This is a genomic window from Pedobacter jaeyakensis, from assembly GCF_054461315.1.
In genome coordinates, this window is sequence record NZ_CM136921.1 from 3,361,357 (window position 1) to 3,372,941 (window position 11,585).

General features: G+C 39.5%; 11 protein-coding genes. 6 read left to right on the plus strand and 5 right to left on the minus strand.

Annotated features, from left to right (window positions below; translation table 11 throughout):
• Positions 1-44: 44 nt before the first annotated feature.
• Both ACXZ1K_RS15010 and ACXZ1K_RS15015 read left to right on the plus strand, forming a co-directional pair.
• Positions 45-761 carry a GntR family transcriptional regulator gene (locus ACXZ1K_RS15010; protein ID WP_458970488.1) on the plus strand — a complete coding sequence of 239 codons (717 nt, stop codon included), beginning with the start codon at positions 45-47 and terminating at the stop codon, positions 759-761.
• A gap of 22 nt (positions 762-783) precedes the next feature.
• Positions 784-2,136 carry a murein hydrolase activator EnvC family protein gene (locus ACXZ1K_RS15015; RefSeq protein ID WP_458970489.1) on the plus strand — a complete coding sequence of 451 codons (1,353 nt, stop codon included), beginning with the start codon at positions 784-786 and terminating at the stop codon, positions 2,134-2,136.
• Here ACXZ1K_RS15015 and ACXZ1K_RS15020 read toward each other — a convergent pair.
• Both ACXZ1K_RS15020 and ACXZ1K_RS15025 read right to left on the minus strand, forming a co-directional pair.
• Positions 2,129-6,574 carry a chemotaxis protein CheB gene (locus ACXZ1K_RS15020; protein ID WP_458970490.1) on the minus strand — a complete coding sequence of 1,482 codons (4,446 nt, stop codon included), beginning with the start codon at positions 6,572-6,574 and terminating at the stop codon, positions 2,129-2,131. The two genes, ACXZ1K_RS15015 and ACXZ1K_RS15020, sit on opposite strands and share 8 nt — an antisense overlap.
• The gene (locus ACXZ1K_RS15025; RefSeq protein WP_458970491.1) at positions 6,574-8,097 is read right to left on the minus strand and encodes a GAF domain-containing protein; all 1,524 of its coding nucleotides are present in this window, start codon (positions 8,095-8,097) and stop codon (positions 6,574-6,576) included. The genes ACXZ1K_RS15020 and ACXZ1K_RS15025 overlap by 1 nt, the downstream gene beginning before the upstream one ends.
• Positions 8,098-8,223: 126 nt before the next feature.
• On the opposite strand from ACXZ1K_RS15025, the gene ACXZ1K_RS15030 reads away from it, so the two are divergent.
• A complete protein-coding gene (locus ACXZ1K_RS15030) occupies positions 8,224-8,430 on the plus strand; it encodes a hypothetical protein (RefSeq protein ID WP_458970492.1) in 207 nt (68 codons plus the stop codon).
• Positions 8,431-8,465: 35 nt separating this feature from the next.
• Positions 8,466-9,239 (plus strand): DUF3050 domain-containing protein, encoded by a 774-nt coding sequence (locus tag ACXZ1K_RS15035; RefSeq protein ID WP_458970493.1) that lies wholly within the window; start codon positions 8,466-8,468, stop codon positions 9,237-9,239.
• Here ACXZ1K_RS15035 and ACXZ1K_RS15040 read toward each other — a convergent pair.
• On the minus strand, positions 9,236-9,613 hold the full coding sequence (locus ACXZ1K_RS15040; RefSeq protein ID WP_458970494.1) for a VOC family protein: 378 nt from the start codon (positions 9,611-9,613) through the stop codon (positions 9,236-9,238). The two genes, ACXZ1K_RS15035 and ACXZ1K_RS15040, sit on opposite strands and share 4 nt — an antisense overlap.
• 114 nt (positions 9,614-9,727) lie before the next feature.
• Here ACXZ1K_RS15040 and ACXZ1K_RS15045 point away from each other — a divergent pair, with 114 nt between their 5' ends.
• Both ACXZ1K_RS15045 and ACXZ1K_RS15050 read left to right on the plus strand, forming a co-directional pair.
• Complete coding sequence (locus ACXZ1K_RS15045) at positions 9,728-10,324, plus strand: sigma-70 family RNA polymerase sigma factor (RefSeq protein WP_458970495.1); 597 nt, start codon at positions 9,728-9,730, stop codon at positions 10,322-10,324.
• A complete protein-coding gene (locus ACXZ1K_RS15050) occupies positions 10,324-10,596 on the plus strand; it encodes a hypothetical protein (protein WP_458970496.1) in 273 nt (90 codons plus the stop codon). The genes ACXZ1K_RS15045 and ACXZ1K_RS15050 overlap by 1 nt, the downstream gene beginning before the upstream one ends.
• Positions 10,597-10,608: 12 nt before the next feature.
• Here the strand turns inward: ACXZ1K_RS15050 and ACXZ1K_RS15055 are convergent, their stop codons facing one another.
• Both ACXZ1K_RS15055 and ACXZ1K_RS15060 read right to left on the minus strand, forming a co-directional pair.
• Complete coding sequence (locus ACXZ1K_RS15055; protein ID WP_458970497.1) at positions 10,609-11,190, minus strand: peroxiredoxin-like family protein; 582 nt, start codon at positions 11,188-11,190, stop codon at positions 10,609-10,611.
• Between the two features lie 48 nt (positions 11,191-11,238).
• Positions 11,239-11,478: a hypothetical protein gene (locus tag ACXZ1K_RS15060; RefSeq protein WP_458970498.1), complete on the minus strand. Its 240-nt coding sequence runs from the start codon at positions 11,476-11,478 to the stop codon at positions 11,239-11,241.
• Positions 11,479-11,585: the final 107 nt, after the last annotated feature.

Consider the following 11,585-nt stretch of genomic DNA (forward strand, 5'->3'; position numbering starts at 1 on the left):
TCCAGAAATATTTTATATTTGTTTGCCTGTATAAATAAACCCTCATGCTCAGAAAAGAAACCATTCCCATTTATAAGAAAGTAATAGACGACCTAAAAACAGCCATTGATAACGGAACTTATAAAAAAGGAGCGCTCCTTCCCTCTGAGAATGATTTGTGTAAAACTTATAGCACCACCCGTGTAACCATCAGGCAGGCCTTATCTGGTCTCATCAATATGGGCTATATCATCAGAAAACACGGGAAAGGAAGCATCGTTAGCGAGCCAAAAAAGGGGCTGGGTATTTTGTCCTTTGCCGGGGTTACCGCGGGGGTTGGAGATTATAACCTAAACACCCTTATTCTCCAGCCACAGGTTAAACAGAACTGGCCATTAGATTTTTTTTACGAGTTGAATCCGGTTGAGTTGGACAAAGGCTGCATCTTTTTCAGCAGACTAAGGCAAATTGAGCGCATACCCGTTCTATACGAAGAAACTTACATGACCGACATCAATCTGCCCAGGTTTACCTCCAAAAAACTGGAAAATGTTTCACTGTTTAAAACCATAAAAGACCATTACCAAATCGACATCGTAAACGGTGAACAAAAAATATGGGCAATTAACGGCGATAAAAATATCAGTAAGCTGCTTAATATTAAAGTAACCGCTCCAATAATCCACATGAAGCGCAGATTGCAAACCAATATTAAAGACCTCAATATCTATTCATCTATATATTGTAACACCCAGGAGTACTTCTTACAGGATTTTTTCTGATATTTTTGATACTTTTGCGGCAATGATGTTAAAAAAACTGCTATTCTCCCTGCTGCTTACTTTGACGTTTGCCACAGCCGCCTTTGCACAAAGCAGCAGCGTTGAATTAAAGAAGAAAAAGCAACAGCTTGAGCGAGAGATCCAGCAACTGCAGAAAAATGCGAATAAAGCAGCAAGCAATAAAAAGCTTACTCAAAAGCAGATCAATGATCTAAATGCTAAAATAGGCCTTATGCAGGAAAAGATCGAAGTGATCAATGCCGAAGTAAGGAATCTCGATAGTCAGATCCATCAAAATAAGAATACGGTCAGCACGCTGCAGGGGCAGTTGGGCGAGCTCAAAAAGGAGTACGCCAGTATGATCCGCTTTGCTCAAAAGAACCAAAATGCCTACACCAAAATGATGTTCGTATTTGCAGCAAGAGATTTCCACCAAGCCTACATGCGAATGAAATACCTGCAGCAATTTGGTACATATAGGAAAAAGCAGGCTGGCTTTATTGAAGGAAAAGAAAAAGACCTGAAGTATAAAATTGTTGTCCTGGATAAAAACCTGAAAGAAAAAAGCAGTTTGATGCAGGAACAACAGTCTGAAAAAAGCAAACTGGGACAAAGTAAAGAAGAGCAAGCAAAAGCACTGAATAAATTTACCGCCCAGGAAAAACAGTACCAGGCAGGGATTGCAGAGCGAAGAAAAAAACAAACTGCATTAGATCGTGAGATCCGTGCGGCGATTTTGCGTGACATTGCCATCGCAAAAAAGAAAGCTGAAGAAGCTGCACGGGCAGAACTTGCTCGTAAGAAAGCTGCAGAAGAAAAAGCAAGGTTGGCCCAAGCAAAAATACGGGCTGCAGAGATCGCCAAAGCCAAAGCAGCCAACAAACCTGTCCCGCCACCGGTTCCTGCCCCTGAAGCAAGTCCGGAGCCAGAGAAACCTAAGTCCAGTGCTACCTACCTCAACTCTACACCAGTACTAACTAAACTGTCCTCCGATTTTGAACGCAACAGAGGTGCTCTTCCCAGACCAGTTAGTGGTCGCATCACAGAGGGTTTTGGAAAGCACAATGAAGGACAGGCTATTTACTACAATGATGGAATCAATATTGAACCTGAAGAGAACGCTTCTGTTCATGCTGTATTTGATGGTGTAGTCAGATCAGTAAGAAGTCCTTACGGGAAATACTACATCTTGATAAATCACGGAGCTTATTACACCGTTTATCATAACCTAAAATCAGTAAGCGTATCAGTTGGAGATAAAGTAAGTACAAATCAGGTGATCGGCGTGGTCGCCAATTCTGAAGGGAAACCACACTTACAGTTCCAGATCTGGAAAGGGGAAAAAGCTCAAAATCCTGAAGGATGGATCAGATAACTAGCTGATGTCGAACTGGGATCTGAAACCAAAACTCAGATCCTTCATCTTCTTTACTGTCTACCCCTATCGTTCCACCATGTCGCTTTATGATCTCTGAGGAGATATATAATCCCAAACCGAGCCCGGAGAACATTAACGAAGACTCCTCCACTCTGAAAAACCGGTCAAAAACATATTCCGCTTTATCCGCAGGGATACCAATTCCAAAATCACGCACAGAAACCCTGATATTCTTGCCCTCCAACATTTCTGCCTTTATGATCACCTCATTGGCATCAGGTGCATATTTTATAGCGTTAGATAAGAAGTTACAGATCACCTGTTCAATGCGATGCCTGTCGGCTTCGATTACTTCATTTTCCACAGCATCGATCACAAAATTATAACTATTGTCGTCTCCTCTAATGTCATCAATGCATTCCAATACCAACTCATGGATATTAAACGAGCTGATGTTAAAGCGCATTTTACCAGCTTGTATCTTAGTTACGTCCAAAAGATCATCAACAAGAGTGGTTAGCTTTCCAATCTGTCTATTTGCCTTATCCAGATATCCCCGCATATTAAGATCCGCGTGCTTATTTGCCAGCCGCAGTGCGATCTGAAGGAATCCCTTAATACTGGTAATTGGAGTCTTCAACTCATGACTGGCGATACTCATGAACTCGTCCTTCTTCTGCATCAATTCCCGGGTAGCCTTCTGTGCGCTTACCAAATCACTCACGTCAAATCCAAAGAATGCAATTCCGTCTACTTCACCCTCATCTGTGTAAACAGGCGTAAAAATAAAATCGAACCAATAATCTTTAATCACATGAGAGGCTTCATCCAAACGCTGAACTAAAAACTCTTTAGCAACGAAAGTCTCCCCCGTTCTCATCACATCAGCTTCAATCTCCAGCATCTTAGAACCTGCCAATTGCGGGTTAATCTCCAGACTGGTTTTGCCGATATACGCTCCTTCACCATTGAACTCCAGGAAGCTGTTATTTACAAATTCATACCTCAGCTCCGGACCCCTTCTAATTGAGATAATTGCAGGGGCGTTTTTAAAAATACTGTAAAACTCATCCTGCTGTTTGGTTACCATTTGCTGTAGCGCATTCCGCTTCTCTTCAACATTTTTCTGTTCAGTAATATCAATCATCGATCCTACCATCCTGTAGGGCGTGTCTAAATCATCTCTCAAAATGCTTCCCCTATCCAGAATAACAGCGTAGTTTCCATTTGCTTTCATCAACCGGTACTCGTCGGTCCAATGATCCTTCTTTCCATTTATGGCGCCATATACGCCATCCCTAACCCGTAGCTTATCATCAGGATGCACTTTATCAAACCAAAAATTGATATTAGTATCGCGCTCGTGCTGATCGTACCCAAACATTTTTTTGAAGTTGTCGCTACGCCACATCGTGTTGTTAACCAGGCTCCAATCCCAAATTGTATCATTCGTTGCTTCAGATACCAATTTGAATCTTTCTTCACTTTCAGAAAGTCGCTGAGTACGCTCAACAACCTTTTTCTCAAGTTCCTGATTGAGCTGTTTCAAGGTCTCCCTCGCAGAAATCAGTTCGTTGTAATTCTTCTTAAGCTTTCGTTCTGATGCTTTTTGTTCGGTAATATTTGTTAAAGTTGCAGCAAAGCCGTCAGACATCTTTACTGCCACAATTTGATACCACTGTTCACCAGTCAACTGAAACTCTGTCTCCAGCACGGAACCCTTTTCCACAACATTGATGTATTTAGAAAATAGATTCCCGTTCGCCAGTTCAGGCAGCTGTTTCACCATAAGCGAGTTGCTCAATTCTTCCTCCGATTTCCTCAGAAATTCCCTGGTCTTGTCATTAAAAGCGATGCATTTGAAGTCCACAATAAAATGATCCTGGTTTCTGACGGCAACAAAGGCCATTACAGCATTCATGCTGGCATTAAAAACACCACTTATTATATTGTTAAGTTCTGTGATTAAGGATATATCCACAAAAGTGATCACTACACCGTCTGTCTTCTTATCCTTTCTGACGTAAGGCATGATGCGCATCAAACTTCGTTTACCATTCTTCAGCTGAACTTCCTTTTCAACAACATGGCCGCTGAGCAATACAGATTTAATATCTTGAGTTAAGTGATCAGCTTTAATATTATTGGAAATATGGGCTATAGATCTGCCCACATCGGCACCAATCAAATTTACCATACTTACTGCAGCAGGATTAAATTTTCTAATGAACAAGTTGGAATCAAGAAATACCTGACCAATATCAGTACTTCTAAAATAGTTATCCAAATCGTCGTTCGTCTCCCCTAACTCCTTGATCTTAACTTGGTGTTCTGTGTTTAATGTGTGTAATTCTTCATTCAGCGACTGAAGTTCTTCATTACTGGATTGAAGTTCCTCATTTGCAGATAACAATTCCTCATTACTGGATTGGAGTTCTTCATTGGTGGTTTCCATCTCTTCAACCGCTAACTGCAAATTACTGCGGGTTTCATTCAGCTCTGCTTCCAATTCAAACACATACTCATTTTGCTGGTCATCAGTTAAGGATGACATCACCATATCGTCCTTATCATGCAAAAGTTCTGTAACACGTTCTCCAAACAGGATCATGGTATAACCAGTTTCTGTATCCGGAGGTTGCACAGAGATATTTACAAAAACGTCTTCTAAATCATGTTTTATCCTGACTTTTTTTAACTGAGTCTTTTTATGCTCTTTCCAGGCTTTCCTAATTGCCGTATTCAATATTATGGAAATATCCCTTGGAACCATTTTTAACAAATTGAGTTCTATCTTCAATTCAGGCAGAGAAAGAAATTGTCGATAGTTACCTATTGCCTCTTGTATAATGTAGCTTTTGTCTATAAATACACCTACAAATCCAAGTTCCTCAATAATAAACTTATTGAAACTTTTTTCAATTCCACTCAAAGTTGATTCGGCAATCAGGCTTCTTTTCGCACTTTTCTCCGAAACCTTCCTGCTTCCTGTATTGTAGGTATGGTAATTCGAATAATTAATTACGCCTGTTTTCTGATATATTTTCCATTTACTACTAATCTCCGTTAATCCCTCCTTTAAAGAAGAAACCGTTTCAGAAGATCCCAGGAAAAGATACCCGCCCTTATTTAATGAGAAATGAAATGTAGAAAGCACCTTCTCCTGCAATACGCTGTTCATGTAGATCAACATATTTCTGCAGGTCACTAAATCGTTTTTAATGAAAGGAGGAGATTTTATCACGTCATGTTTAGCGAAAACCACTTGCTTCCTAATCGTGGGGATCAGGCTGTAATACTTACCTTCCTTAACAAAATATCTTTTAAAAAGCGCTTTCGGAACGTCTACTTCAATTGAATCAGGATATTGGTTTCGGCCGGCTATCTCAATGCTTTTTTCATCAATATCCGTGGCAAATATTTTAACATCTAATTTTCGCTGTGCCAACCTTAGACACTCATTCACCAAAATAGCAATGGTATAAGCTTCCTGTCCGGTACTGCAAGCACATACCCAGATCTTCAGAACTTCTCCATCTTTCTTTTGATCAATAAGATCAGGGAGAATCTTTGCAGCCAGGATGTCATAGGCGGCACTGTCCCTAAAAAATTTGGTTACACCTATTAAAAAATCTTGTGCCAATATCTTTACTTCAGCTTCATTGCCTTGTAAAAACGCCACATAGTCTTCTAATTTTTTTAAGTTATTTTCATTCATTCGCCTACCAATCCTTCTTATGATCGTAGGTGTTTTGTAGAGGTTGAAGTCATTACCGCTTTGATTGTGGACCAACTTAAATATTTCGTCCAACATGGCTTCATCTATCTTTCCGTTATTAAGCACTTTAACGGGCTCTTCATTAACATAATTAAAAAGCTCCTTGTGCATTTTTTCCGGCGCCACAATAAAATCAGCATTACCTGATGCAATCGCGCTATTGGGCATACCATCAAATTTCGCCGTTTGTGGATCCTGCACTATGACCATCCCGCCATACTCTTTGATAGACTGGATTCCCTTGGTTCCGTCCGTACCTGTGCCCGAAAGTATAACTGCAATGGCCTTCTCCTTTTTATCACTTGCCAGCGTATGTAAAAAAGTATCAATCGCCGTATTCGGGGCTTTTATGAGTGATTTATCTGCAAGCTTCAACTTACCTCTGCTTACAGTCATCAATTTATTATTGGGAATAATATATACACAATCCTGCTGTATACTCATGTCGTTTGCAGCCTCAAAAACTTTCATATGTGTATGCTTCGCAACAAGCTCTACCAAAAGACTTTTATAATCGGACGACAAATGTTGTATCACCACAAAAGAGAAGCTTGAACTAGTAGGCATATGGTCAAAAAACTCATGTATTGCCTCCAAACCGCCGGCAGAAGCGCCAATTGCAACAATATATTTATCAAATCTCCTGGAGTTTGCCATTAACTATACAATTGCCTGGTTCTAAATTCAAATAAAAAAGCCCTCAAAGATTCAGCAAGTTCAATCTCCATTTCCTTCCAGGGCTCCGAATGGTGATCTACCTCTTCTTTCCATAACGCAAATGAATTTCTAGGATGATAAGATTTGCCATCTTTTTCAAAATTGATGGCTTGATTCGGATTACCACCCCAGTTGATGGTTTCTGCTATTTCCGGCCTGAAACAAATAATATAATCGCCTTTGTAATTGTCTATCGGTAGTACCAGTATCCCACTACCAATCTCAGCATAAACAAGGGCATCATCATATTCCTCAGCTAAATTGTTGGTGGCATAAATCCCGCTGATGTTTCTTCCTTCCAGCCACAACATTAAATTTTCCAATTGGTTCTTATCTGGAACATTTCCTTTCACTTCTGTTTTTCCTCTTAACACAATTGCAGCACCAGTGGCACCAAATAAGTGTAAGAGGTCTGTGTCTTCACTTTCCAATAATCCTTTGGTAATGTCTTCTTTAGCATAAATTTGATCCACCAGTTGTGTGCGCTGATGCTGCAACCTGGAAGAAAACTCATAATCTGCTTTGTTCAAAATCAGGGAAATGCGACTGGATATCACTTCGGAAAGCCACTCAAAAACCGAACATATTTCGTAATCAAGGTATTTCTCAGTGAGGTGGTGACAAGATATTAATCCCCACAACTGTTCATTCCTAATCACCCGAATGGACATAGAGGCCAGAATATTCATATTCTTCATGTACTCCAGGTGCACCCCTACAACTCCCCTTAGGTTACAGGCAGACAAATCTGTAAAGCTATTGGTAACTGGGTTAATGATCGGATACAATGGTGAGGCCTTATAATTCCTGTTTGGAATAAGTCGGTAAGGATTTTTTAAATACAAATTCCTGGCCTGTTTCGGTACGTCGGAGGCTGGAAAAGTCTGACCAAGATAAGCTTCTAAACGTTCATCTTTATCTTCAGCGATGACAGCGCCGTTCCAATTTTCATCAAACTTGTACATCAGCACACCATCAAACCCAGATATCTTTCTAAGCTCGTTTACAGTGAGTTCGCAAACTTCTGATATTGTCTCCGCATGTGCGATGGCAGCGGAGACTTGCTTTACTTCCTGAAATACTTCGATAAAACTCCTTGCTTTTTGCTCATCCAACTCTTCGAGCTCCAGAATCAGGTATTCAGGTTGAACATGCAACAAACCGTAGAAAATGGCTGCACCATCTTTTAGGGTAATATTTAAAGGAACTTTTTCAGATAATTTTTTTCTGGTAAGCTGAGTTAACTGCTTTGAGCTCTCTGTACTAATTAGCGTACTAAAGTCAATTCCAATCAAATCCTGAACCTTAACTTGCGTAAAGTCTTCTGTATTTTCACTGGCCTGAATTATATTTAAGGTGCTAGTATCCAGCACCAGTAGATAGCCATAATCCTGTATTGAGTTAATAAAATTTATGGGTAAACTTCCACAAAATTCCGAATCGTACTTTTTCTTGTCAAGCATTCTATAGGGTCGATGGTCTAAATATAATCAGGTTCGTTTGAAAATCAAATAACGTTCCAAAGTATCTCCTTTATATTGTAAAGAACTTATTATACAATTTGTTGTTATAAGAGTAAAATTAAAGTTATGGAAAGCAACGGTCAAAACGAATCTAAAGCACATAAAGAAACTGGTTACACTCCGGGAGAATCCAAATTTGCAGACGGAAAAGATACCAATCTCAATACGGAAACGAAAGTTCCTAACGGAGCGAATAATCAGGAGGAAGAAAACAAATCCGGTACATCGGAAGGTGATGCCGATTATGAAAATCCTAATGACGACCCAGCTTAAGAATTTATTTCTATTTTTGCGGCTTTAACTAAAGCATGTCAGCAGAAATAGAAAAGATACAGCTAAGTTTAACGCCCATAAAACAAAAAATCGTTAACCATAAGGTCTACAAGGTCATTAATTCTATTGATGATCTTCGGATTTTTATGCGATACCATGTCTACGCGGTCTGGGATTTCATGTCATTGTTAAAATCGCTGCAAATCAATCTCACCTGCACATCATTACCTTGGTTCCCTGTTGGTTCTGGTTCAACAAGAGCTTTGATCAATGAAATTGTAGCAGGCGAAGAGTCAGATGTCGATTACTCTGGAGATAAGAAAAGTCATTTTGAAATGTATCTTGACGCAATGCAGCAATGCGGGGCAGATACCAGCGAGATCACAAACTTTATTTCAGCATTAAAATCTGGCAAATCTCTCAACGAAGCCTATTTAGATGCAGGCACGCCACAAGAAGCAAGGGATTTTGTAAACTTTACTTTTGATGTGATACACAGTGGCAAATCACATAATCAAGCCGCAATCTTCACATTTGGAAGAGAAGATTTGATCCCAAATATGTTTCATAGTATTGTAACCGATCTTAATCAAAAATTCCCTGATCAAATCTCGCTGTTCAAATATTATCTGGACAGGCATATTGAAGTCGATGGTGATCACCATAGCTATTTAGCGTTAGCAATGACCGCTGAACTATGTAAGAATGAAAGCGACTGGCTAGACGCAGAATCATCAAGTAAAGAGTCGTTAAAACAACGAATCAATCTGTGGAACGGTGTTTTTAACGAAATCGAAAAAAGCCGCTAATCTTTAGGTTCCCAGAGCTCGATCACGTTGCCTTCCGGATCGAGGATATGAAGAAACTTTCCATAGTCGTATTCAGAAATCTCATCAATGATGGTCACATTTTCCTTTTTTAATTCTTCAAGCAACCCCACAAGATTCTCCACACGGTAATTGATCATAAAAGGCTTGATAGAAGGATTAAAATATTTCGTATCCTGCGGAAAAGTACACCAGGAAGTTGAACCCGTTTTGGTAGCGTCATCAGCTTCCTTCCATTCAAAAGTTGCACCATAATCGCTGGTTGGCAAGCCAAGGTTTTTGGCGTACCACTCATTCATCTCTTTCGGATTGTCGCTTTTAAAGAATACACCTCCAATGCCAGTTACTTTTTTCATATTTAAACTTTCCAAATCTGCTTATCTTGCTAAGATAAAAAAAACTTTGTAAGGTTTCCCCGCTTTATCCGACAAACGCTTTATGAAAAACATTAGCGATTATGAAGTATTTCAATGAAAGATAACCTCAGCCAAATCCATCTAAACAAATACACAGCCTCGCCATTAAATTGGGTGGCCAACTATTCCGACTATCTTTTCCGTTATGCAATCACCAGGTTGAATGATGAGGAACAAGCCCGCGACCTGGTCCAGGAAACCTTTCTCGCAGCACTGGAAAAACTAGATCAGTTCAGAGGTGCGAGCTCCGAAAAAACTTGGTTAACAGCTATACTAAAAAATAAGATCATAGATATTTACCGTAAAAAATCGTCGGGACTCACAAAAAACGCAGGAACAGAAAACACAGCATATGACCAGGAAGCATTTTTTGATCCTGCAGATGGGCACTGGAATACTGAGCACAGACCGAAAGAATTTGGCATTGTAGAGGAAGACCATCTTGTTAGTAAAGAGTTCCAGCAAATCCTACAAAAATGTATGCAAAAACTACCTTCACTATGGTTGGCAGTATTTAGCATGAAACATATTGACGAAGAAGCAACCGAGTTTATTTGTACCGAGCTCAAAGTAACTCCAGCTAATTTCTGGGTAATCATTCACCGTACGAAAGTGAGTCTTAGGTCTTGCCTTCAAAAAAACTGGCTTTAATGGGACCAATAAAAAAAATAGCATACAATTGCAGGAAAGCAACCTTTCTTATTGAAAAAAAGCAGATCAGCAATATCACTTTAAAAGAACAGATCGAGTTGAAAATACATTTGGCTGGGTGTTCTATTTGCAAGATATTCCAGCAACAAAGTATGCTGATCAACAAAATGGTAGGTAAACATTTTGCGGATCAGCATAAGGATATTAATTTAGACACGGCTTTTAAAGATCAATTACAGCAAAAGATCGACGACCGGCTGCAGAAAAATTAGATTATACGGCTGCTAAAGCTCTGCCAATAAATCCTTTACAGAGGCGCGCTTCTGGTAATTCTTATCGAAGTGAACAAATTTTATTTTACCAGAGGGGCTAATAATATAGGTAGCCGGAACAGGCAGGGTATGTCGACTATTGCCATTGTTTGCCTCCAGGTCAATACCATAGGTTTTGTATTTGGCAAAAGTATCATCATCCATTCTAAAATCCACACCATAAGCCTTCATGATCTTGTCGTCTGTATCCTGTAGCATAGAAAAAGAAGCATTTGTCTTCTTGATTGTAGTGCCAATGTTTTCTTTTGTTTCAGGTGTGATACCAATCACATAAGCATTTTTGCCAGTCAGCAGGTGTAAGGAATCCTGAAGTTCTTTAATGTGCTTGTTACAATATGGGCACCATTGCCCACGGTAAAAGAAAAGCACTACTGATTTTTTAGAATTGAGGACTTTCTTCAAATCAACGGTTTTACCATTCTGATCTGTGCCGCTAAACAGCGGAGCTTGCTGTCCCGCTTTTAATCCTGTTTGGGCATTTACGCAAAGTTGAAAGATTACAAGCGTAAGCACTGTTAGTAGTGTTTTTTTCATGATTTGGAGTTTTAAAAAGGGCAATGCCTTAGCATTGCCACTTTAAATTTACATTTTCTTTTTGGTCATTTTACTTTTAGACATCTTGCTGTCAGCCATTTTCCCTTTCGCCATTTTGTCCTTCGCCATCTTACTGTGCTTAGCAGAATCCATTTTCATTTTATCCATCTTATCCATTTTCCCTTTGTCTTGAAAAGGAGTGGCCTGTACAGATAATGATAGGCAAGAAACGATTAACGCTGAAAATAACGCTTTAACCACTAGTGATCTTAAATTTTGGTTTTTCATGTTTTTGTTTTTAAAGTTTAACCCTTTGTCGAACCAAATCAACATACCTTACAAAAAAAATAAAGTATTTTTATGTAAGGCTTTACGTACGTATACGACTAAGCAGG